Genomic DNA, 25,530 nt, shown 5'->3' with positions numbered 1-25,530 from the left:
TTCCGGCTTGTTCGATTTTTGTGTCATGTCATCCTCAAGCCGCCGAGGCGGCAAGCAAGTCAAGGCTGTTCTGGCCATTCGCCGCGATTGATTGCAACGACCCATCGGAGCCTGCGGCACCGAAGCTGCTCATGGCCTGAAGCAATTGCGATGCGGCTGTCTGAGTGGCAAGCGCGGGCGGCGACGTCACGTCCGCAGCGGTTGAACCGCTGTCTGCTGAGCTTGGATCAAAAGCGAGCGCCACATTGCCGATCGTTCCAGTGACGCCATTCTCCCTGGTGAACAGCGCCGTAGAAAGCGGGATGTTATAGCCAAGCCTCACCGTCGAATCAGCCGCTGCCGTCGCCAGGCCAATCTCCTTGATGCCGAGGTCCGCCAGCGTCTTCAGCTCCCCCTCTTCGCTCACCCCATTGCTGTTCTCATCCTTCCAGACCTTGAGTTCGCCGAAACGCGCGTCCGTGCTGCTGAGCTTGCCGTCCCTGTTGTTGTCGAGCACGGCGAGGGCATCCCAGGCACTCTTCGCATCCGCCTTTTCCGACAGGAACGAAATTTCGGATGGTCCGGTGATCCTGCCGTCACCGTCGCGATCAATCACGAGCAGTCCGTCGCCGCCGCTCACCCAACCCGTGTCGTCGGCGATCGTGTCTCCATCCATATCGAATGCGGCCCTCGTTTTCTTCATGCGCCGCGCTTCAAGACCGTCGTTGTCGAGATCGACAATGATGGTCGAAAGCATGCCCACAAACCCGTTCGACGTCTCGACGATAGCAGCCGGAGCGATCTGGCCCGCGCCGGGGTTGAGGGGATTGTCAGCGTCTCGCCGCCGAACGTGGAGTCTGCCACTGCTGGAGTTAAGCTCGTATTTGCGGCTCTTGCCCTTCCACTCACTTGTCTGGAAGCTAATCTCAGGCAGCTTTGATAAAGGCTTGAACGCGAAGCCTGCGTCCATGATCTGACCAGTAAGGCCGCTGCCGTAAGTGTAGGAAGCAATATTGTAGACGATGTTGGCCCCTTGAGTCACGGTCTGGCCGGTCGCCTGTCCCGTCAGCCCAATCGACTTTATGCCAGCTTCGGCAAGGCTGAGCAGCTCACCGGCATCGGTCGTGCCATTGCCATTGCGATCAAACCACAGGCGGAACTCAACGAAGCGATCGTCCTCCCCGTCCAACACGCCATCGGCATTGCTATCGAATGCGGCAAGACCTTCCAGATCGGTTTTGGCGCCAGCCTTGTCACCAACGAACGAAATTTCGCTGATATCGTCAATCGTGCCATTGCCATTGCGGTCGAGCGCCAGCAGCGCATCGCCCTGCTCGATCCAGCCCGTCTTGTCGGCAACGCCATCCCTGTTCATGTCGAAACGGGCATTGCTGTCGCTGAGCGCGACCAGACCCGCGCCATCGCCGTCATAATCGAACACGATGGGTGCGGCGAGCCCCAGTTCCTCCTCCTCTACGGGCGCCGAGCTGGGGTCAACGACAGGCATCGTCAGTTCCGACGCAAGGAATACGTCTCCGACGGCGCCGCGGCTCCCGTCAGCGCGGATATACTCCGTCGTCCCATAAACATAGTTCTCGCGCGGATCATGGAACGCTTCATCCACGGTCAAGGTGAGATTGATGGCGTCAATGCCTCGCTCGCTGAGGGTCCTGAGTTCCTCCTCCTGGCTGATGCCGTCACTGTTGGCGTCCTGCCAGATACGAAAATCGCCGAATTGATCGTCGTCACTGTCGAAGAAGCCATCTCCGTTAGTGTCGAAGGCCCGCAAGCCCTCGAGATCCGAAAGCGCGCCTTCCGTGTCCGCCACGAACGAAATCTCGCTGATGTCGTCGATGAGGCCGTTGCCGTTGCGATCAAGCGCCAGGAAGCCATCGTCAGGTCCCACCCATCCGGATTTCTCCTTTTGGCCGTCGCCATTCATATCGAAAGCGACTGTGGAAGTGACGAAAGAGGTCAACTCAAGCCCGTCGCCGTCCAGATCAAAGATAAGCGGCGGTTTGACGGCTGACGAGTCCATAAACTGGAGTACGATGGGCGTGTATGTCGGATTGCCGGCAGCATCCCGTACAATCACATTGAACTCATATTTGAACGACCCCCAGATCTGCACGGAAGACAGCTGATAGTTCGGTGGTCCTCCTACCGCAGCATAGGAAGCGTTCCAGGCGGAGCCGAGCGTGATCCTGCCGGCACTGTCGATGCTGACGGTTGGCCTCACACTGACAGGCGTATCGCCCTGTACGCCGGTGTACGGAACAACGCTGGTCCAGGGGGTAATCGAAGTGAATACAGGCGTTGTAATCTGATAGGTAACCCCACCGGCACGCTCCGGATCGATACCGGAAATCGTGGCGACGGCGCCAGCCGTCTGGCCCGTATAAATCTGGAACACACCGTTCGAGAGCGCCGTTTTCGCTCCGGTTGCCGCCATGCTCACAATGGGGGATTCGTTATAGTCTTTCACCGCAAGCGTCACGGTCGAGGACTGCACCTGGCCCGTCACCACATCGATCGCCTGAACTCCCAGGCTGTAGATGGCCCTGTTGGGATCGTAAGTGACGATCGTGTAAGGCGGATACCCGACCGGCGTGTAAACCGCCGCGACGGCTTCATAATTCACGCCCTGGTACATCCGAAGCGTTCCGTCACTCTCGATATGCCACGGACCACTGTCCGCAGTGCCATTCGTGAATTGCCAGCGGATATTTCGCCCCTGCTCCGGGTCGTTCAGGATCCTCTGGGCCAGGCTGATGACCGTTCCATTTGTCTCGCGCAAGGGAGCCTGCGGACCCTGCGCGGTGTCCGACTCGTAGACGTCGAAGCTTCCATTCACCAGATAATGCGGCTCATCGACATCCTGCAGGTTGATGTTGATCGTGCCGTAGTTGTACGCGTTGTTTGCTCCGAACGCCTTGTCGTAGATAAGCGTCTGATAGCTGAAATTGCGCTGCCCGGTCTCGAAATCCATCGCCTGACCGCCGTTCACATAAACAGCACCGGCATCGGTCATTACGAAACGTGAATCCGGCGTCAGCGAAACGTAGGTGCCCAGATTGCCATCATAATAGCGGTTCCAGTTTGAGAAGACGTAGCGCAGCTCGCTTGTCGGGCCGTCAATATCCCATCCCGAGACCGCTCCGACATACTGATACCAGGCTGGATTTTCATTCACCCCGAAAGTGAATGGGTTGGCGGCCCAGACTGGCGCTTCGTTTTTGTCTTCAATGAAAACATTGTAGGTGAACGGATCGGACTGAGCCCCGTTGGCATCCTGTGCCCTGAGGGTCAGCGTGGCGACGCGGATTTCCTTCAGGCCGTCGCCGTCTGTGTCATAGTAGAAGTCGGCGTCCGTTCCCCATTGCCCCTTGTTCGCGCGAAGCCAGTCAGCCGTGAAATTGACGCCGGGCGAGAAGGCGAGATGATTGCCATAAACGCTCTGGAACCAGCCATTCTGATTTCCACCGACGATCACCAGATTGGGTGAAGGCCCATCCGGGTCCGCCATCGTGAAGCGCGCGATGAGCTGCCCTGAGTGAGACGTGTCACCGTTCAGAGTCTCGGAAAAGAGATTGGCAGCTTCGATGATCAGATTGTTCGGGCGCTCATTCACGTCGGAAATGAACACCTGCAGCAGCGTGTTTCCAGACGTGAGCGCGCCATCGCTGGCGCGAACCGTCACATCCGCAATATGTGCATCCAGGCGCCCGTCGCCGTTCCAGTCATAAATGCCATAGCCGTTAGCGCGGAACCACTCGAAGTCATAGCTGGTGCCTGCACTGAAGCGGACCTGATTGCCTGCGATGGTGAACCAGTTGTTCGGGTTGCCCCCTGGAGCGAACTGGAGCGCCGGAGTCCCGCCATCGGGGTCGCTAAGACCAAACGATGCCACACCTGCGCCTCCCACCGCTGGATTGGCGCCGAGCCCAGTCTCGTCGAAAAAGGACCAGACCGTCGAGCCGCCACCTGGCGCATTAGGTGTCTCATTGACGTTCGTCACAGGCACAACAAGGCTGACGTCCCTGAAAAGCCCATTGCCGTCAGTCACGCGCACGGTGATCGTATTGAGCACATCCCTGTTAGCCGCCTCGAAGTCGAGATTGGCGCCGCCATTGTTGACGAGCAGTCTGCTGCTGTCCGCAGGGTCGAGACGGTAGCGCCCCCCAGCATCATTAAGGAGTTGGAAGCTCGATGGCGCCGCCACACCTTCGCTGGTGTCGGGATCAATGCCGGTAAGAGTTCCCACGAAAGTGCCGTTCCCGGCATTCTCCGCTACCGAACCGGCCAATGTGACGTTGGTCGGCGCGCCATTGACAATGATTGTCAACGCGCTCCACGCGCTCGTCCGGGTTGAGCTGCCGTCGATTGACTGCGCAGCGAACTGGAGCGGTGCATTCTCATAACGTCCAGCGGGCACGGACAACCTCAGCCCGCTCAGCTGGGCCGTGGTGAGGCGCCACCAGTTGTTGGTGGCGTCCCATGCCCCCACGGCGGTTCCGGCAGAATTGGTCAGGCTGTAGCCAGATGGCAGGCCTTTGATCAGGATATCCACCCGCTCCGAGCCGTCGACATCCGGGGACGTTGCGGCAACCGACAGGGGGATATAGGTGCCCGCATTGCCACCTGTACTCGCCAACTGGGTGAACGAGGCGGTGTCCGCCGTCGGCGAAATGGTGAGCGCGATGCCGCCCGCATCCAGTGCCGTCCGGGTCGTGCCTCGAATCTGCGCCTGAAGCTGCAGGGGCAGAGTACCGCCTGGCAGCAGGTGCGTGCTGGCGTTGGGCGCCAGGGTGAGCGTGACGGTGCGATTGCCACTCGCGTCCGGCGTTCCATAGTTCACCGCCGTGACATAGTTGGACAGCACATTGCCGCCAGTCGCGGTCAGCGTGAGATCGATCTGGCTCGCCGGGATCGTGATCCCCAGCCCCTGATCATCCTGGAACCAGGCGCGCACGGTGAAACTCACGGTCTGTGAGCCGTTGTCCAACGGCTCGACGCCACTGATCGCCACGGTGTCGCTGATTTTAGGAGCGCTCAGGCGGCCCCAGTAATCCTCCATACCATTGCTGAAATTCTGGTTGCCGCTGCGCAGCGCCGTCATCTGCGCCTGAGTCGTGGGTCGGCTGCCGACCGGAATGCCCGCCATTAGCGACACCAGCGCATCGACGTTCACGGGCAGCGCCGCGCGTGCAGCTCCATCGGAGATGAGGTCGATCTTGAAATAGCTGTCCGGTAATCCGTGGTCGGGACTGATATACCAGTTCTCGACGATCGCCGTGCCTTCGGGACCATTCTGCCCAAGGACCGTCATCCGAAGATGCGCGCCCGAAGCGTTTACCTCGCCCGTGTCATCCACGCGGTCGAACCAGACATCCGTATAGAGGATGGTCGCATCGAAACTGATCTGGTCAAAATTGGCGCCGGTGGAGTCGAAGTTGCGGATCCGGTCGCTGCCCTGGTTGCGGCCGATGAAGTAGACGTCGTTATCGGTTCCTCCGATCATGATGTCATTGCCGGCGCCGCCGTCGAGGAAATCGTCCCCTGCTTCCGCGTCCAGATAATCATCGCCCGCCCCGCCGAGCAGATGGTCGTTGCCGGCGCCGCCCCTGATCGTATCGTTGCCGTCGCCGCCATACAGGACATCGTCGCCGGCCGAACCTGTAATCGTGTCGGCAAAAGCCGAGCCCTGGACAAGCTCGATACCGGTCAGCGTGTCGCCCTGCGCGCTGCCGCCAGCGCCTGTTCCAAGGGCAAGATTGACCGTCACCGCGGCCGTGGACGCCTGATAGGACACGCCATCGAAGCCGAGCCCGCCCGAGAGCTGATCCGCTCCGAGGCCACCTTCGAGATAATCGTCGCCATCGCCGCCATTGAGGGTGTCGTTGCCATCCCCTCCGACAAGACCGGCTGCGACAAAGCCACGCCAGACATCGCTTCCGGCGGCCCTTACACCATCATTGCCGGCATCGCCATTCAGCGTATCGTCACCGACGCCCCCATTTAGCACGTCATCGCCGTCGCCGCCGGACAAAGTGTCATTACCCGCGTCGCCTGCGAGCGTGTCGTTGCCGGTCTGACCGAGGAGCGTATCATCGCCGTCGCCACCATTCAGTGTGTCATTGCCGTCGCCACCCTCGAGCTGGTCGTTCCCTGCCAGGCCCGACAGAATGTCATCTCCGGCAAGCCCCCTGAGTATGTCACGGTTCTGCTGGCCGGTGAGCGTATCGGCCGAAGCCGTCCCGTCGATAACATCGTCAACATTCGCGATGGAAAAGCTGAAGGTCTGATCGAGGCTGAGCGGGCTTGCGGACTTGTCCTTTGCGCGCACCCTTAGCGTGATCGACGCACCGTCAGTTTCGAAATCCAGGCTCTGGTTTGCGAGCAGTACCAGCTGGTTGCTGGCGTTCACGGCGAAGCGCGTGCTTGCGCTTGTCGAAGCTCCTTCGAAAACGGTGTAGCTATGTTGTCCTGTGAGCTGACCGGGCAGATCGGGATCGGTCACACTCAAGGCGCCAAGAACCACAGCCGGTCGTGCCGTTCCTGCGGCAAGCCGGTCGCGCTCATCGATCGAGGCGGCCTTGCCGCCCAATGTAATCGCGGTCTGCTGCTGGTTCACATCCTCGATTCTGACCGAGAAGCTGGTGGACGCCGCTGAGTTCAGTGAACCATCGTTCGCGACGACCTTGCCAGTCAGCGTGATCTCGCCCAGACCATCCCCATCACTGTCCGCGATGGCGAAGCCGGCCGCACTCAGCGCCTCAAAATCGGGTTCGACCGCGAACTGTATCTGGTTACCGACGATTTTGAAGCGATTTCCCGGATTGCCGGTTGCGTCCGCCACGAACGCCAGCGCAGGCGCCGGAGCGCCGTCCGGATCACTGGTCGTGAAATTGGCCACCCAAGTACTGACATTGGCGCTACTGACGCCCGAGACAAATTCCGATGCAATTCCACGTGAGGTTCCCAGTACGGGAGCATTTGGCGCTTCATTCACATTCCCGATCAGGACGGTGAATGCAGTGGTCGTGGCGGCCCCCAGCGCATCAGTAGCCTTCACTTGGATGACGTGCGAAGCTGAGGCCTCCCGGTCCAGCAGACTGGCGTTGAGAACGCGCAGCTCTCCCGTCGCCGTGATCGTAAAGCGCCCGCCCGCGTTATCGGCGAGCGAATAGGTGATCGTATCGCCTTCCACATCGAGCGCGGTGAATTGGCCGATCACCGTACCGTTTGAGGTCGTGCTGGCCGGAGCGCTTTCAAGGACGGTCAGGCTGCCACCGCCACCGACCGCTATATTCCGCGGGGCGTCGTTCACCGGATTGATCGTGACATTGATCACAAGCTCGACCGAATGGCCATCCGCATCGGTCGCAATCACCACGAAGCTGTCGGCGCCATTGGCGTCGGCGAAGGGCGTATAGGTGAGCGCGCCAGTAGCCGGGTTGAAGTTGCTGATCGTGCCCAAGGCGGGACCGGAGCCAGCCTTCAGGCTGTAACCCGTGACATTCTGGTCGTGATCGATAACGCCATAGGCCCCGTCCACGTTGATGACCGCATCTTCCGCGAGCGTGAGCGCACGAGGCGTTGCCGGACCGGTCGGCGCCGCCTTGTCGCCCGCATGCCAGTAGGTGGCGAGAAGCGGCGTGACCGCTCCGGGCATGGCAACAGGCGTGACCGACGGCGTCGTTGTTGCCGCCGTCATGGCGTTAACAAGGTTGAGCGTATCGGGGTGATCGAGGAAGAGGACATGCGTCGTCGTCTGCATCGCATGGATGCGGCTCTGTCCGGTTCCAAGGAAGAAGCCAGTCACCGTGATCTGCGTATCGCCGCCGATTACGGCTACTCGCAGGTCATTGCCGACCCGGGTCAGCCAGAGCCTGTCATAGGCGACGCTGCTATCGAACGTGACAACGTTGCTGCCATCGGTGTCGATCAGCGTGTCCGAACCTGACCATGCGTCGAACGCATAGCTGTCGTTTCCGACGCCACCCTGGAGATTGTCGTTGCCCGTTCCGCCCGCCAGCGTGTCGTCACCGACCCCGCCGATCAGCTGGTCGCCTCCGCTGCCGCCGACAAGTTTGTCATTGCCGTCGCCGCCGTCAAGGAGGTCCGCGCCCGCCTGGCCGGTCAGCGTGTCGTCGCCAGCCTCGCCGTAGATATTGTCATTCCCCTCCCCGCCGTCGAGCTGATCGTTTTCGCTGCCGCCGTAGAGGGTGTCGTCGCCATCGCCGCCCGCAAGACCATCCTCGCCGGCGTCACCATAAAGAACGTCATTCCCGGCATCGCCTACGACTATGTCATTGCCTGCCCCGCCCCGCAGAGTGTCCGCGCCTTCCAGACCGAACAGGCGATTGTCGTTCGCATCACCCGTCAGCGTGTCACCAAAGGCCGAGCCCACGACATTCTCGATGCCGACCAGAATATCGCCGATCGAATCCGAGCCGGTAGCGCCTCCCTGCGCGGTCACCAGGGTCAGATCGATCGCGACGGCCGCAGCAGAGCGGACATAACGCGCCGTGTCGCCTGCTTCCGGCCCATCGCTGGCCAGGCTATTGGCGCCGCCTTCGAGCCGGTCGGCGCCAAGGCCACCCTCGAAGACATCGTCGCCATTTCCGCCATAGAGGAGGTCGTCGCCCGCATATCCGACAAGGACATCGTTGCCGTCGCCGCCGGACAGATTGTCAGCGAGTGTGCCGGTTCTTCCGACGATGAGATCATCGGCCGCCGTACCGACGACCTGTGTGGCCGAGCTGGCGACCAGGATGCTGCTCAGGGAAAGCGACAGGCCGTCGTTAAGCTTGAGGGTTTCGATGGCGCTGTTGGTCAGTAGCTGTCCCTGAATTGTAACCTGCGAAGCTGTCGATCCCCCATAGCGCACCACCAGATCATTGCCGTTCCTGATGAACGTAAGGTCATTCAGGCTGATGCCCTGGCCGAACTCGAGTTCGTCATCGCCCGCATTGACCGCGCTATCATATTTGGAGCGGGTGACCTGCTGTCCGCTTGAGCGGGAGAAGCCCAAGAGCCAACCTGCCTGGATATAGGCCGACGGGGTCGGCACAGCGGGCGTGGCGCTTGGCGCATAGCTGTAGGTCGCATTGTCGTAGACGATCGTGCCATCAGCTGCCTGGATCTGCAGGCGCCAGTAGAGGTTGCCTGTCGCAGCATCAGACGTACCCGTCTTCGCCCAGGATTTGACGCTGTATCCGGCGCTCAGGGTACCGGCTGTGGTGACCGCCTCCTCAACAACAAAGTCAGCGTCATAGATGGTGTCTCCGCCGTCTCCGACATTCCAGATATAGGTATCGTCCCCATATCCTCCCCGGAGAGCATCATAGCCTGCTCCGCCGGTGATCTCATTCTGACCCGCATCGCCCAGCAAGGTATCCGAACCTGATCCACCAAGGATGTTCTCTATCGAATAATATTCGTCGCCGGCGGCCGCGCCTGAGTTCGACCAAGCGGCCGAGAGGGCCACGCGAACCGCTGAAGTGCTGGACGCATATGAGGCGGTATCCTCGCCCGCTCCTCCCACGAGCACATCCTTGCCCGAACCGCCGTCGAGCATGTCGTTACCAGCGCCGCCATAAAGGACGTCGTCGCCGCTTTCTCCTCGCAACGTATCGAAGCCGCTATTGCCGGCAAGAATGTCGTTGCCCTCGCCGCCTGCGATAACGTCGTCCCCGGCCCCGCCGGTGATCCAGTCCGCGATGGCGGTCCCGGTGAGCGGAGCGGCCGTCGTGCCATCGGCGCCGTCCGTACCCGCAATCAGTGATGTTTTGCTCGCGGTGATGTCCAGCACGCCAGTCTGATAGAAGGCGAGTTTCTCGATCTGGCCCGGTGCCAGATACCAGTCCTTGATCGTAATACTGTCCCTGGCAAGCGAGGTGTCCGAGAGTTCCTCATTCTCGCTGCTGATCGCAAGCACTAGGTCGTTGGTGCCCGAAGGACGGCGCAGGATTACGTCCTGAATGTTGATGCCCGGCGCGAACTCGATCGTGTCGACACCAGCATTCGCAGTGATCGTCGATGCGTTGGCGGGCGGAGTAAACAGCTTGAGAGTCTGCGAAGCGCTGTCATAGTCATAGCGGCCGAGCCAACGCAGATCCGGCTCCGCTGCCGTGCCGAAATTCCGGCGGATGAGGACACCACCAGGACCTGTTACCTCTCCCGTGATGGTATTCTGGCTGAAGCCAGCAGCGGTGTTCCAGCTACCAGCGGCGGTCCACACCACGCTCCAGTAGTTGGCGAATTCGTCGAAATAGGTGTCCTGCCCGTCGCCGCGCGCATATTTGAAGGTGTCGTCGCCGGCGCCGCCGACCACAAGGTCGCCATCGCCCCGACCGCCCGAGAGGACGTCACGGTCGGCGCCTCCGTAGATGTCGTCAGCCCCATCATCGCCGGTGATCGCGTCCCAACCAGCGCCGCCCATCAGCTCGTCATTGCCAAGACCGCCGATCAGGAGGTCGCGGCCGGTATCGCCCGCGACCATGTCGTCGCCGGTGCCGCCATTGCCGATGTCGCTCCCCCCCAGCAGATAGAGCTTGTCGTTGCCAGCGCCGCCATAGACGAAGTCGTTGCCGACGGTACCGACGAGAACGTCGTTACCTGCCCCGCCCCCCACAAAGCTGGTGATATCACCGACACGGATCTCGTTCCCGTCGGCGAACTTCAGCCATTCGATGCGCTTGAACGGATTGGTGAACCAGTCCTTCACGACCAACCGCGTGCCACTGTCGGTTTCGACACCGTTGACGGTCGTCATCACGATCACGAGCAGATCGTTGCCCGGCGCTGCGCTCGTACCCGAGCGCTGGAGTTTGATGTCGCCGATCCCGATCCCCGCGCCGAAGACTATCGCGTCCTCGCCGCCCGTGACCTTACCGCCTTGGACACCCGCCGAGGCTCCAACCCAATCTCGCTTCACGCTCCCTGCAGCTATGGCCGCCATGCGCTGCGTGATGGCATCGCCCGCTCCTGTAGAAGCCGGCGCACCGGTTGCATCTTCTTCAGCGATGTCCGCGCCGTCGCCGCGCCGCACCAGATACTGGTCGGATCCGCTGCCTCCTTTAAGGCTGTCGCCTTCGCCGGCGCCGCCGGCCAGGATATCATCACCCGCGCCGCCCGCCAGTGTATCGATGCCGTCGCCGCCCTCAAGCCAATCCGAGCCTTCGCGGCCCTTCAGTATGTCATTGCCTGCGCCGCCATCGAGATAGTTGCCATCCCCGCCCAGCGCGTTGGCATCCTGCGTGCCGGCATCAATGACGTCGTCGCCATCGCCGCCCAGCAGCCAGTCGTCGAGCCGACCGCCATAAAGCGTATCATTACCCGCGCCGCCGAAGATATTGTCGCCGAGATTGGAGGCGTAGATCGTGTCGTTGCCTCCACCGCCATCGACGGTCGCGGCAATGTCGATGTTCAGCACTCGCCGGTCTGAGGTTGCGAAATTGACCGTCGTGGAACTCGCCAGGGTTCGCGAGCGAGAGATCGTGAACTTCGCCTGCCCAGAAGCCTCGTCGGTCACGACATTGTCGATCCAGACAAGCGGCTGCGTTCCAGCGCCATCGACGATCGTACCCGTGCCGGACACGGTCTGCGTGCCATTAGCGAGCGCCGAACCACCTGCAGTCACGACCGCGTTCAGCCTAAAGCGCTCGTTACCTTCGACATTCAGTATTTCGGGCTGACCGTTGCCGGGCACATAGGCAGGATTGGCGATATTGTCGGCGACAATAGCCGTTCGAACAAAGAGTTCGGTTGCGCCTGCGGCGAAGGTCGCGCTGGTCGCATCTGTCCAGGTCGTGCCATTTGTGGAGACCTGAATATTGCCCGCGCCGGTGCTGCCATAATCCACGCCAAGACCGGAAGCCTTGTCATTCGCAAGTGTGAGGCTGAGCGTGATTGCGGTGGTCGACGCTTTGGAGAGCGACAGTCGGAACACCGCGTAGCCGTCATTCTCATAGGCATAGCTGTTGCCGACCATGAGGGTCGGCAGGGCCGCTGCGCCATCGATCACGGTTGCAATGGCGGCACTGCCCATGATCTGCATGGCCGGCGCATTGGATAGCGAGGAGTTGAAGGTTTCTAGAGCTTCTGCGACACCGTCATTGGCGAGGGTCACGACAACTGTCTTGCGCAGATCGGTTGCCGCGAAGGTTACGGCGGAGTTCAGCGCGGTGAAATCGGAACCTGTGACCGCGATGTCATCGTTAAGGTGACCATTGACAGTGTAGCCGCGCTGGTCAGCGAGCAAGCCCGTGCGAAGGTCAATGACGTCGGTACCCGAGGTCCCAGTAATGGTCGTCTGCGATCCTGCCTCGATCGTGTCTTCGATGAAGCCAAGAATGCTGTCGTCACTGTCCGATACAGACCAATATCGCAATCCTGTGGTGTCATCGATGCCAAACCCCATTTGGCTTACATTGAGACCAATACCATCAAGGGCACCATCTCGTGCTTCATCAAGAAATGTTTGAAAGCCACCGATCCAGTCGGTTGAGGCTCTCTTATTGAGACCCAATTCCCCTGCGCGAGCCAGAGTAATTAGCCAGCCAGCAGCAAAGGATGTTTCTGGATCTGCCGCTATAAGCGCATTGATCGCCGTGGAATTTGATAGATAGCTGCCGTAATCGCCGGCGACAGAAATATCCCCTAGCAGGGTCGTCATTTCGAACTGGCCAGCGGCCCCGGCAGAGTTACTGTTCGGATTTCCGCCCGCATTCAACACACTGGAGGCAAGCGCACGCTTTATATAGATATCACCGCCAGCCAGTTGGCCCACCATGTCTGATAAGGCAAGATAGGTGCCGTGTTTGATCAGTTTCTCCGCGCCTTTCGAACCGGAGAACGACGCAGTGATATCGCCACGGTCGCTTCCGCCACCGACTGGGCGATAGGTGTATTTCTTTTTCCGCATGCCATAGCTGCCGGACTGGACGGATTCCGGATCGAGCAACATGCTCCCGGTGGCGTTAAGAAGAGAGTTGAGATTCTGCCCAACTGCACCGGCGAGGCTCTTTGCCGCGTCCTTCGATCCCCCCTTCCGTGACCAAGAGTTGGAGACGCCAAACTGCTGTCGGCCTGAGTCCCAAGTCGTATCGGCACCCGACCTCGGCGTCCCACCGAAAATCGATCCGATCAATCCTCCTAACAAAGTCTCTAATAGGACAATTCCTGCAACGATCGCGATGGCTGCCACAGGATTAGCCAACGCGAATTTGACGGCGGCCGCACCGACCTCGGCGAGGCTAACTCCGGCAGCACCAAGTTCTACGCCCTTGATTGATGCCATGACGGCGGTAGCGGTGAACCCGCCGATCATACCCCCAGTAGCTGCGCCGATCTGCCCACCGACGCTGTCGAAGGAGTGAATCTCCGCAGCCAACCTCGTCCCTATGAAAGATCCGACCGCATTCGCGACGAGAGAAAGATCAACTCCTGCGAAGGGCGTATTAGCCGTTGACGAGAGCGAAATGTTGGTAATCACCCTGCTGACGACAGCGCCACCGACGCTATCCGCTACTTCGCCCGGTAGGCCTTCAATTCCGAGTGCCTGGAACAGTTCCGCAGCAAGATATGAGGAAAGAGCGCCTATCCCCGCACCCTTGATGTTAGCAAGCAGTGTCGAACCAAGGTTCTCTCCAAAGCCCACAGTGGGTTTCCCTGTGGCTGGATCAACGGGTGTTTTACCATTGAGGAAGTTAGTAGTGGAGATGCCGCCGAAGATCCGCTCATCAACGAATTCTCCCAGGGCACCAAGCGCTGTGCTCAGCAAACCCGACGACACAACCTGTCCAAACGGGTCAGATGTCAGCCTTAAACCGAGAGCTGTCCCCAGTGCTTGCCCTAACTGCCCGCCATCAACGATCGTAATACCACTGATCGTATCATCGAGAAAATCTCGTATTGAGAACTTCGAATCTCCGCCATCTATATTTATACGAACAATTTGGCGGGCAGACGTAAGTTTTTCTAAAATCCCATCAGTGTCAGCAGCACGCAGATCGGCGATAGTAGGCTCTCGACCCAGCTTTACCGAAAGCTCATCGGATAAGCTGGCTATTGTTCTTTGGTATACTTGAACCTTTTTCTGCAGATAATAATTTCCAAGTGGATCGGGATTTCCTGCCGCATCTACCAAAAGGTTATTGATTTTTAGGTAGTTATATTCTTTCAGTAGAACGGGATCCGCCAGAATGTCTCCCGTATCTATTCGGAAATCCCTTACTAAGCTGTCTGACTTCAAAGAGGGTGACGAGAACAGATCATCATAAACAGAGTAGTGTCCACGGAATGTTGCGCCACCGGCGCTATTCCTCGCAACCTCACCATGACCAACACCCTCGTGGATTATGGTAGCCGCTCTAACAGCGTCAGCGTTTTTTACACCATACACATTCGCATAAAATTTGTCGTTGAGATCTCCGGCACTGTAAAAATCAATGCCACCTACTCTGACCGGAGAAGCCGACGTATTCGCCAGCATGGCGGCAGCTCTTAGATCACTTCCTGCCGCTACTGGCACCAACGTATTTACGTTGATTATACCATCGACTGAAATTCTGAATTCTCTGGATTGATAGCTTATATCACCAGCAATGGACATATCTAGATTTTTTATTACTTGATTTACATTGAACGCGGACGCTCCCGGCACCGACGAAGCGGAGATGAATTGCGTATCCTTGTCCAGGGATCCTCCGATAGCCTCATGTCGAGGCGCATAGTCTATCAGAATGTAGTTGGCATCATTATCACTGCGCGGCAGTCCATCGCTTAGTGGCTGCGGGAGAGCATTCACCTTCAGAAACGCGGCGAACTCCGATCCAGGAGAGATAAGACTCTCAATTAAATTGGCATCTGCAACGCTTGCCCCAACGAGTACCACATTCGCATACCCGTTCTGTGTCCTGACCGTTGGGTCAAGGGCCCATCCAGAACGTTGTGCATCATACACGAATACTCCACCCGCAGAACGTGTTCCCGGACCGGGGATTTGAGCACCATTCACGGCCACTCGAGAGGGCGACTGCGAGGCGGGATTTAGTGTACGTCCGCTCATTATTATTATCTCCTACCTCTGATCGCCGCTGATGTTGGCCGCCATGCGACGCAAATTCTCTCTTCTAGTGCGTCCACGTTAGATCCGCCCGGGCTGGGAGCAACAATGCTGGCTCTGCACAAGGTGTTTAAAAATTGATCGATAGGATGACCGCCAATATCGACCCCATATCGCGACAACTTCATAACGTCGGACACCAACATTCTGTTGGAATTAAGACCAGTCTTGCTTTGAATATGCCCTGGATCTTTGCCAATGCTGCACATGAAATCATGACCATACCGCGAAACCGCAGAATCAACGCTGATCACAGGCCCTTTCATCAGCTCGGGGGAGGCCGACTGAATGAGCCTAAAATTGCACGCTGATTTCTTCCAGAAAGAACGCTGCGAGGTTTGGACCAGCAACGAAGCGACACATTTTCGCATGGCGTATACGCCACGACCTGTACGCCCCTCTGCATCCTCGATATCTAAAACATCCTCCCGCGCCTTAATGCCGCGAGATTGGCATTCGGCGAACGCTGAATCAAAGTTTTCCAAATCAGAGAGCGCTAGTGGTATTCCAATCTCGTTAGCATAGCGATGAGACCCGCTCGATGATGAGGTGGATGCCGGGTTATAAGCGATACCTTGTTCTGCAACGTCGGCGCTACTTGGCGCTAGCCTCGCCATTTTGGCTGTCAGCATCTCCAATCGTTTACCAGCCTCCGGAAGGCCGCCCGCACGCATGCCGCTGCTTAGCGGCATGGTCATGGCGCGCGCCCGCTTTCCGGAGACAGGGACATATACCATTCGCGATCCGCCGCCGGAGGAGCCCGCCGCACTGTATAGCTTAGCGGCTCGCTCAAGGTCGCGGACAACACCTTGCCCTTCCTCAAAGCGGACACCCAGATCGAGCTGCGCCTGCTTTTCGCCTGACTGGGCGCGCTTCGCGAGTCCCTGCAGATCAAGAGGCGCACGCCCTGGGGCAAATGAGATACCCATGTAGCTGTGCCCCGCACATGCAGATAGCAGCAGAATAGGCGCAATCGAATATACGCGTAGGCGCCAAGTAAAATGCGCCAGACCGCCCTGTCTGTGGCCGCCCCTCACCATCCACCCCCAGAATATTGTAACACAAAGAGATCACTTTATAGTCGTAGCGTCAAGATAGGATATGCTACTTCGCAATTAGCCAGATCCAGTCATTCTCATCTTAACTACATTCATTATGAATTTGGTTAGCGGCATGACCCTGAGTTTGTTGGCCACGGTCTTAGGCACAAAACCTGCTGTTTGGAGAGCTGCCCCATCCAAATTGATGACGTAGCTTCTGGGTTCCGTAGCCCCCGCGATGAGCTTTCCCCGTATCATGCGGGTTCTCAGGGCGGCCCTTCATCTCTCCCGCCCTGCCTGTGCAATACTCGTCTGCAAGGGAGACAGCAGGTAACTGATGATCGATCGTGTTCCGGTGCGAATATCAGCCGTGGCAGCCAAGCCGGGAGACAGGGCCACACGGCGCCCATCAGCATTGATATACGCACGCGAAAGCGTAATTGTCGCGACGTAGACCAGACCAAGTTCCTTATCTTGCACTGCGTCGCGACTGATCGAGCGCACGCGCCCAGGGACAGTACCATATCTCGTAAACGGAAAAGCCTCGAGCTTGACAGCAGCTTCCTGTCCAACATGGACGAAACCCACATCCTTGTTGAGAATACGGGCTTCGACCTCCAGGCCGCCGCTGCTTGGAACCAGGATCATCAGCGGCTTGGCTGCTTCCACCACGCCCCCGATTGTGTGGACATCAAGTTGCTGGATCGTGCCATCTACTGACGCGGCAAGACGTTCAAACCGGTTTTTCTGGCTGGCCTTCGTTACCTCTTCGCGGCGAAGGATGGCTTCGGCTTCGGCTTTCGCGAGATCCGAAAGCGCAGTGCGCCGGGCTTCCTCCCGAACCTGTGCCGCCTGCTGTGCCAGTTTCTGCGCTTCGGAATAGCCGCGGGAAATCTGGGTTACCGCAACATCGCGCTCTCCAGCTTCCTGCCGCCGCTGCCGTTGAAGTTCCAGAAGGCGCAGTCCCGGTGCATAGCCTTTTGCATCGAGCCTGTTCATATTCTCGATTTCACGGTCCAGTATCGGAACGGTATCATGGAGCTTGGCGACCTGTGCCTGCGCCGACCTGGCGTCGGACATGGCCGAGGCTCGCGCGGCGTTGAGGCTGGATACGCTGGCATCGAGTTGGGCAAGCTGCGCCGCGATGAGGCGCCGTTGCGTGTCGGCGATCAAAGGCGGGGTTCCTGGCGGTGGAACAAAGTGCATTCCCTTGCCCGACAAGGCATCCGCTATTGCCCGGTTGCGCGCGATGTCGAGTTCTGCAGCAGCCAGCGCCTTGGACGCCTGAGCCAGATCCGCGCCCGAGAGCGTGGGATCTAGGTCGACAAGAGGCTGACCTTTGCGGACCATATCGCCGTCATGCACATAAATGGCGCGCACCACTCCCGGGCCAGCCGCCTGAACCAGTTTCACGTTGCCGGTCGGCATCAGCTTACCGGACGCTGAGGCCACGACATCGACGCGGCCGAAGACCGTCCACAGAATCGTGATCGCTAAACCGACAAGCAACAGCCAGGCAGCGGCCCGCGCCGTGGGAGAAACGGGACGCTCTATCACCTCCAGCGCAGCGGGCAGGAAATCGGTTTCACTTGACGGGATCAGCATCTTGCGGCGAGCATTATCCGCCTTCCATGAGGCTTTGAGAACCTGCCAGTTGTGCGTCCAGGCGTTCATGACCTGCCCTCCGATACGCCGGCCTGGCGGCGATGGAGATCCGCGTAGCGGCCATTGGTCCTGAGCAGTTCCTCATGGCTTCCGCGCTCTACGATCCGCCCCGCCTCCAGCGTAATGATGCTGTCGCATTGACGGATGGCGGAGAGCCTGTGTGCGATGATCAGCACGGTGCGGCCTCGCGCCATGGCTTTGAGGTTCGCCTGGATTATTTCCTCACTTTCCGCATCGAGCGCGCTGGTCGCCTCGTCGAGGATGAGGATGCGCGGCTGCGTTACCAGTGCACGGGCGATGGCGAGGCGCTGGCGCTGGCCACCCGAGAGGTTGGTGCCACGCTCCTCCACCGGAGTGTCATAGCCCTGCGGCAGCCTGACGATGAACTCATGAGCTCCCGCCAGGGTGGCGGCCGCCATCACCTGTTCGAGCGGCATCGCCGGATTGGACAGCGCGATATTTTCGCGGATGGATCGATTGAACAGCAGGTTTTCCTGCAGCACGACACCGATCTGGCGCCGAAGCCAGGCTGGATCGATCTGGGCGATATCGACGCCATCGATCAGCACACGCCCGCTGGCAGGCACATACATGCGCTGGAGAAGCTTCGTGAGGGTAGATTTACCCGACCCCGACGACCCTACGATGCCAAGCGTCGCGCCTGCCTCGATGCGCAGGTCGACATCGTCCAGCGTCCATGGCCCCTCAAGTCCATAACGGAATTTGACGGCTTCGAACGCAACCTCTCCCTTCACCGCAGGCAACGCGACGCGGCTGGCCGCTCCAGGTTCGGCGGGCTGATTGAGCACATCGCCCAGTCTTTCGATGGCGATCCGAACCTGCTGGAAGTCCTGCCAGAGCTGCGCCATGCGGATGACCGGACCCGAGACGCGCTGGGCAAACATGTTGAACGCTACCAGCCCGCCTACCGTGAGATCCTTGTCGATTACGGCCCGTGCGCCGAAGTAGAGGATCAGGACCATGTTGATCTTCGAGATCAGCTGGATGAGCTGGCTGCCGGTATTGCCGAGATTGATGACCTTCTGGCTGGCGAAACTGTACCCCGCGAGCTGCCTTTCCCAGCGGTCCTGCCATTGTGGCTCGACGGCGCCCGCCTTGACAGTCTGAATGCCGCCGATGCTTTCGACCAGTAGTGCATTGTTGGCAGCGCCGCGCTCAAATTTCTCCTCTATGCGCGCGCGCAACGGCCGGGTCACGAAGACGGCCACCGCAAAGTACGCCGGGATGGCGAGCACCGCGATCAGAAACAGCTTCCAGCTGTAAAACCACATGACGACGAGGAACACGATCGTGAAAAGGGGATCAACCAGCACCGTGAGAGAAGCGTTGGTCAGGAATTCGCGGATGGTTTCGAGCTGTCGGACACGCATTGCAATGTCACCCACCCGTCGCGCCTCAAAATAGGCCATGGGCAGGTTGAGCAGGTGGCGGAAAAGCTTGGCGCCAAGTTCAACGTCGATTTTCTGGCTTGTCTCGGAATAAAGCCGGGTGCGCAGCCAACCGAACAGCGTCTCCCATATAGAAACCACCCCAAAACCGATGACGAGAATGGTCAACGTGTCGAGCGTGTTGTGGACCAGAACCTTGTCAATCACATTCTGGAAGAAGAGCGGGGAGGCAAGGCCCAGCAGGTTGATGCCGAGCGTGACCAATAATACCTCGCCGATAAGACGACGATATTTGACAATCTGGGGAATGAACCAGCTGACGTCGAACGCGCGGCTAATACTGCCAACGCTTTCGCGTGTAGTGATGAGCACGATCTCTCCTGACCACATAGCCTGCAGAGCTTCGCGGGTGACCTTCTGCACCTGCGCCTGAACACCATCGAGGCTGCGCCGCGGCGGCTGGATGAGCGCCTCGTCGCCTGCCACACGGGCGATGATGAACCAGCCGTCAGGACCATTGGCGAGGGCGGGCAGCGGTGTATTCTGAAGTCTGTCCCAGTCAGTGCGCAGTGCGCGGGCGCGAACATCATCCTGCCGTTTGGCGAGCCGCTTCAGGTCATCGGCATCGACCGCCCGACTGTGACCAAGACCATGCCGGAGCTGACTGGGATCCACAGCGATCCGGTGCATTGCGAGTATCGTCGCATAGGCTATGAGGCCGCTGTCATCGCGGTCGCCTCCCATATTGGTGAGTGGGGCGGCAAGGTCGGCTTCGATCATGGATGGTTCACAGAAAGAGGCGAAAGGGGGACGCCAGAGGTGCCCGGCATCGGCGCGGTGGGGTCCTGCGTGATGAGTTCGTCGGAAGGGCCGTCCTGGCTTTTCGGCGACATGGCAGGCGCCGCGCCGGCGCGGGCAGGTAAGATGATCTGTTGCTGTGACATGCCCGGCATGGAAATTTTATCTACTGCACGAATGGCAGCATCCCAGGGCAGCGCTCCCTTGCGCTGGACCTCACGCAGATGGGGGGTCGGATCGTGGAGCGCCGTACCGGTAAGCATCTTGCCCGCCTCCAGCTGCCCCAGTTGGCGCAGAAGACTGGCTTCGGCAACAAACTGGTCGCGCCTGGTGATGAGGAGGGCAATCTCGGTCTCGCGCAGACCATTTTGCGCGTAGAGCACATCGAAGGTGGAGCGAAGGCCCTCCCGATATTCCTGGAATGAACCCTCGTAAAAGACCCGGGCGGCTTTCAGCTGCGCCTCCTGCACCGCGACATTGCGCCTGGCCGTGACGATCTGGTTCCAGGCCAAGATGATGCTCTGAACCATCTCGCGCCGCGCACCCTCGATGCCCAGGCGGTCAGCGCTGTTGCGGTCGAGCGCCTGGGCGATCTGGCTTGACACCCGGCCGCCTGAGCTCAACGGGATGCGCAATGTCGCACGAGCAGTGAAGGACAGGTCCTGATCGTGGCGTTCAATGGGAGAGAGCCGCCCCGCCACCTCAGTTGTGCCTCGTATGGACAGAGTCGGGTTCTTGTCGGCGCGGGCTTCTGCAATGCGGGCGCGCGACGCGCGCTCCGCCGCAATTGCTGAAGCCATGTCGGGATTGAACAGCTCGGCAGTGTCGAACGCCTCGTCGATGCTGGCCGGCAACAGAGGTAAGGCTGGTTCGGGTGCAAGCCTCCCGGGAGCGCGGCCCACAAGGGCAGTGAACGCTGCCCGGCTCTGTTGATATTCGGCTTCGGCCGCATTGAGCTGTGCACGCGCCGCTTCGAACTGGGTCTGGGCCTGCGCAATGTCCGTTCGGGTAAGCTGGCCGGCGTCCCTGCGTGCGATCACCTCATCGAGTGTGGCGGCCAGTACGGAAACTGTCTGCTCCCTGATGCGGAGCGTCCGCTGCGTGCGGCGAACATCTGCATAGGCCGTGATCACCCGCACCAGCAGGTCGCCCTCGGCACCACGGAGCGCTTCGCGGCCAGCAAGGATATCTGCTCGAGCTGCGGCGATACCGGCGCTAGCCCGCCCGCCCGTGCTGACCGGCTGGTCGACAATAAGCTGCCCACCCAGATCATTGCGCTCGATGAAGGGAGAATTGAGCCTGTCCGCGAGGGAACGACCAGAGTCCGTCGTACGACCCGGATCTGTGAACTGATAACCTGCGCTCACCTGGATTTCAGCGCTGGGGCGTCCCTGAGACAGAGCAATTCCCAGGGCATCATCGGTGGCCCTGAGCGCGTAGCGCCGCTGACCCAGCACCGGATTGCCTCCATAGGCGTCGGCGATCGCGTGGGCCAGATCATCGTCCGGCTGCATCGGCTCTTCTGGCGCGTCGAAGGGGACAACCGGATCGGTGTAGGCGTTGTGGAGGCCCTCGGCGCGAGCTGAAACCGCCGCCACCCCAGCGCGGTCAGGCGCCGAGCCGGCCCGCGCGAAAGAGGCGAGCGTCAGAGGAAGCAGGCACATCATCAGCCCGTACCCCCTCATCGAAAAAACCGGCTTTCCGGCGTGCAGCCCTGAGTGATCGCATAGTCATGAAGGCGCCAAAAGCCATCGAGCGAGAACTGGCGTGGTTTCGATCCGGGGCGCCGCTGGATCGTGACCACTTTGGCGTCGCCCAGCTGATCAATGGGAACCCACAGCATCCCACCGGTCGGACGATCCATATCACGATCGTTGATGTTAACACGCAAGCGCGCCAGCTCGGGGAGCTGATCCCGCCAGCGACGAGGTTCTCCATTGTCGATCCCGTACCAGCTCTGGAGGACGTCACCTCTGCGCCCGAGCTGGAAGCCTATTGCACCTTCCACATAGCGCATGGCGCTGCGCGCGCGGAGATCACAGACCACCTCCTGCGAAAATCTGTCGCGCGCGATCGACAGGCGCCACTCGCCTACTCCGAAAAGCTGCCGGTCATACCCCTGAGCCGACGCTGCGGCCGCGGTAAGGCCGCACAGCATGAGCGCGACGGTAGTTAACCGCGTAGCGGACAAAGCGGAGCGCACTGATCAGGCGCGGGCGGAGTTAAAGGGGCGCCGCGCCGCATCGCCCAGCGAAACAGCGGCGCTGAACCTGTGAAGCGCAACATTGCGGCTTTGTTTGCAGAATACAGAATATTTACGCACTGAACGCCCCCCGACGCCGGCTTTCTCTACAAGCAGAGGCCTGAGACGGACGCTATATTTCTGAAATCATTGCGTCAACGATCGAACAGCATAATGCGCCGAATGGAAAAGCGATATTCAGGAAGTTGTGTCCGTTGTGGATGAAACCGGGGAGTGCAGCCAGAGCAAAATGGCGGGCGACTGAAGCAGCCGCTACACTCATGGCATGAGCAGCTGCGGCCCTGACAAGCCGGGTAGCGGTGTGCCGGGCGCTATCAGAGCAAAATAAGGGGGGGATGAGCCGCTCCAAGCCTGACAATCCGTTCCGTTACTTCAACTCGTCGCCCGAGGTGATCCGACTGGCGGTGATGATGTACGTGCGCTTTCCGCTCAGCCTGCGGAACGTGGAAGATCTGCTCCTGGAGCGCGCCATCGACGTCAGCCATGAGGCGGTGCGATATGGTTGAACAGGCTCGGCCCGCTGTTCGCAGGCGACATTCTCCGCCAGCGGATCAGCCGCTTGCGGGGCTTTCCTCACTGGCGCTGGCACCTCGACAAAATGTACGTGAAGGTAAATGGCGAGATGGCCTATCTGTGCCGCGCCCGCGATCAGTAGGGCGAACTTCTGGATAGCGATGTCACCAAAACCCGTGACAAAATAGCTGCGTTGACCTTCATAAGAAGGCGCTGAAGCCTCATGGATCTCCCGAAACGATCACCACCGACGGCCTCCGCACCTAGGGCGCGGCGATGGATGAGCCTGGCAACCGGGCGAAGCAGGAAATCGCTCGCTGGGCGAACAACCGAATCCAGATTATATTGTTTTTGATTTTCCCCCAAGGCAATGAGTTCACTCAGGAACATGGAAAGAACATCGCAGGGCGCGGCAACAGGTGCAATTCAGATCAAGGTCGACCGCGACGGTTGCGGCGGGAATGATTACTATCGCCGTGGCGACACCGGTTGGCGCTGTGGAAATGGCTGGCGAGCCTGCTGACGCCCTTGTCAGGCCCGAGCTTATCGTCACCGGCGAAAAGATAGCTCGCCCTCTCCAGCGCACGACCGCGAGCGTGTCGGTGACTTCAGCTGACACCATAGCCAAACAGGATCTTCTGACCGTCTATGACGTCCTTGACCGCATTCCCAACGTCATGGTCGACGGCAATCGAACGACCTTTTCCATCCGTGGAATTGACGCCTTCAACGTGTCGGGCAGTGGCGAGGGTCCATTGGCGAGTGTCTATCTCGACGGCGCCGCCCTCCCCCGACTGGTATTGGCCTCCGGCCCCCTGGATCTGTTCGATATATCCCGGGTTGAAGTCTTCCGTGGACCCCAATCGACGCTTCAGGGCCGGAACAGCCTGGCGGGCGTGGTCCTCGTCAACACCGTCGATCCAGACTTTGACTGGAGCGGCAAGGCGCGACTGCTGCTTTCACAGGAAGGCGGCGGCAGGCGAGCAGCAATGGCTCTTGGCGGCCCCGTTGTTCAGGACCAGCTGGCCTTCCGCATTTCTGGCGAGGCTTTGCAGGCAGACGGGTTCGCAAGAAGCGCAACTACAGGGCGATATGCCGATCAAAGACAGGCGTTGACCATGCGCGGGAAGATTTTGATCACGCCCGACGCAGTTCCCAAGCTGTCAGTCCTCGCCGCCGTTACGCATGACAGGCATGAGCGTGGCGCATTCTACATCGAGCTCGATCCCCCTTTCGCGGGACGAGATCGGCTCGTCACCTCAGATTTTCCGGATGTGCGCCAGGTTGGCAGCACGCTTGGCACAGTCACCGCCAGATATGATCTCAGCCCGCAATCGAAGCTCACGCTTCTAAGCAATCTCAGTCGCTTCCGTTTCCGGTCAAGCGCTGACGCTGATAGAAGCGCTACGGCTGGTCAGATAAGCCTTATCGACGAGCCGACCACGAGCTTTCAGAATGAGATCCGGTTCCAGTTTCGCCAATCCTGGGCAACAGGATTGATTGGCGCTTTCTTCCTGCGCGAGAAGCGCGATTATCTATTTTCGTCTCATCAACGTCTCAGCCTCAAGAGCCTGGGCGTTCCCTGGCAGCTGCAGGCGGCAGGCATTTCTCCCGAGACTGTGGACACGGTGATTGCGCTCTATGGCGGCGCGCTGCCTATTCAAAACAGCCTGTCGCAGCCGCAGAGCGTTCAAAATTTCGCAGCCTTTGCTGACTTCAGCATTCCACTAACCAGTCGCGTGCATGTGCGGCTGGGCCTTAGATATGACCATGAAGCGCAGACACGGTCCGTGTCGCAGACAGCGGCGATAGATCAGGCGCTGCCGGACCCTGCCCAGTCGCCTAGCCCCGCGCTCGCGCCGATCGTGTCGCAGCTCAACAGCTCGCTGCGAACGCTGGTTGCCGGCGCCAACGGTTCAGACCGGGCGAGACGTGTGGCCTATGATGCCTGGCTGCCCCTGATGGCTGTCACTTATGATCTTAGCGACAAGCTGGCAATCAGTGGGAGCATACGACGCGGATACCGCGCAGGCGGATCCGGTATCAATCAGCAGAGGGGCGAGGCCTTCCGCTACGGGCCGGAATATACAACCAGTTACGAAGCCTCGATGCGATCAAACCTGTTCGATCGGCGTCTAACCTTCAATGCAAATCTCTTCTGGACGGACTGGGAACAGCAGCAGATCGCGCTGCAGCTGACGGCTGGATCCCTGTTTGACAGCCAGATCGTGAATGCAGGTCGCTCCCGGCTCTATGGTTTCGAGCTTGAGGCGAGCGTCACGCCCATCGATGCCCTGAGCTTTCAATTTGGGTCAGGCTATACCAGAACAAGGTTCAGCGGCCCTGCGCCCCATCCAGGCTTCGCCGACATGGACCTTCAGGGCAAAGAATTTCCTCGCGCGCCGCGGTGGACCATGTCCGCAGGGGCTTCCTATGCCAGGTGCCGGGGCTTTGTTGCCGACATCAACGCCCATTATCGGAGCCCCTATTTTCAGACGCTGACTGATCAGAATGACAGGGATATCCCCGGCCGAACCATCATCAGTGGCAAGGTCGGCTGGAAGGCGCGCGCCGTCAGTGCCTATCTGACCGCGCGCAACATCTTCAATGTTCAACAGCGCGAACAATTTTTCCTCGACGTGGATGGACGCAAGCGAGGCGCGGTGAGCGACCCGCGCATATTGGGCTTTGTCCTGGAAGGCCATATCTGAGCCGGCTTGTTAGGCGCAG

General features: G+C 59.7%; 7 protein-coding genes and 1 pseudogene. 2 read left to right on the top strand and 6 right to left on the bottom strand.

Annotation, left to right across the window (positions count from 1 at the left end; translation table 11 throughout):
• Nucleotides 1-34 precede the first annotated feature (34 nt).
• The 6 genes from MU848_RS03645 to MU848_RS03620 all read right to left on the bottom strand — a co-directional run bounded on the left by MU848_RS03645 (nt 35) and on the right by MU848_RS03620 (nt 22,182).
• Nucleotides 35-14,881, bottom strand: coding sequence for a Calx-beta domain-containing protein (locus MU848_RS03645; RefSeq protein ID WP_247230260.1), 14,847 nt, complete (start codon nt 14,879-14,881; stop codon nt 35-37).
• Between the two features lie 179 nt (nt 14,882-15,060).
• Nucleotides 15,061-16,041, bottom strand: coding sequence for an SEL1-like repeat protein (locus MU848_RS03640; RefSeq protein WP_247230259.1), 981 nt, complete (start codon nt 16,039-16,041; stop codon nt 15,061-15,063).
• 390 nt (nt 16,042-16,431) lie between these two features.
• On the bottom strand, nt 16,432-17,826 hold the full coding sequence (locus tag MU848_RS03635; RefSeq protein ID WP_247230258.1) for an HlyD family type I secretion periplasmic adaptor subunit: 1,395 nt from the start codon (nt 17,824-17,826) through the stop codon (nt 16,432-16,434).
• Complete coding sequence (locus MU848_RS03630; RefSeq protein ID WP_247230257.1) at nt 17,823-20,006, bottom strand: type I secretion system permease/ATPase; 2,184 nt, start codon at nt 20,004-20,006, stop codon at nt 17,823-17,825. Before MU848_RS03630 ends, MU848_RS03635 begins: the two co-directional genes overlap by 4 nt.
• Nucleotides 20,003-21,691 carry a TolC family protein gene (locus MU848_RS03625; RefSeq protein ID WP_247230256.1) on the bottom strand — a complete coding sequence of 563 codons (1,689 nt, stop codon included), beginning with the start codon at nt 21,689-21,691 and terminating at the stop codon, nt 20,003-20,005. The genes MU848_RS03630 and MU848_RS03625 overlap by 4 nt, the downstream gene beginning before the upstream one ends.
• A gap of 14 nt (nt 21,692-21,705) precedes the next feature.
• Entirely contained in the window at nt 21,706-22,182 is a 477-nt protein-coding gene (locus tag MU848_RS03620) for a hypothetical protein (protein ID WP_247230255.1), read from the bottom strand.
• A 440-nt stretch (nt 22,183-22,622) separates the two neighbouring features.
• Between MU848_RS03620 and MU848_RS19160 the strand changes: the two are divergent.
• Both MU848_RS19160 and MU848_RS03600 read left to right on the top strand, forming a co-directional pair.
• Nucleotides 22,623-23,139: pseudogene (locus MU848_RS19160) on the top strand (IS6 family transposase); the annotation flags it as partial.
• Between the two features lie 122 nt (nt 23,140-23,261).
• Nucleotides 23,262-25,511 carry a TonB-dependent receptor gene (locus tag MU848_RS03600; RefSeq protein WP_247230251.1) on the top strand — a complete coding sequence of 750 codons (2,250 nt, stop codon included), beginning with the start codon at nt 23,262-23,264 and terminating at the stop codon, nt 25,509-25,511.
• Nucleotides 25,512-25,530 lie beyond the last annotated feature (19 nt).

The sequence above is a fragment of the Sphingobium agri genome, assembly GCF_023051225.1.
Classification (GTDB): Bacteria; Pseudomonadota; Alphaproteobacteria; order Sphingomonadales; family Sphingomonadaceae; genus Sphingobium; species Sphingobium agri.
The sequence above is the reverse complement of the archived record's forward strand: the minus strand, read 5'-3'. Positions and strand labels throughout refer to the sequence as shown.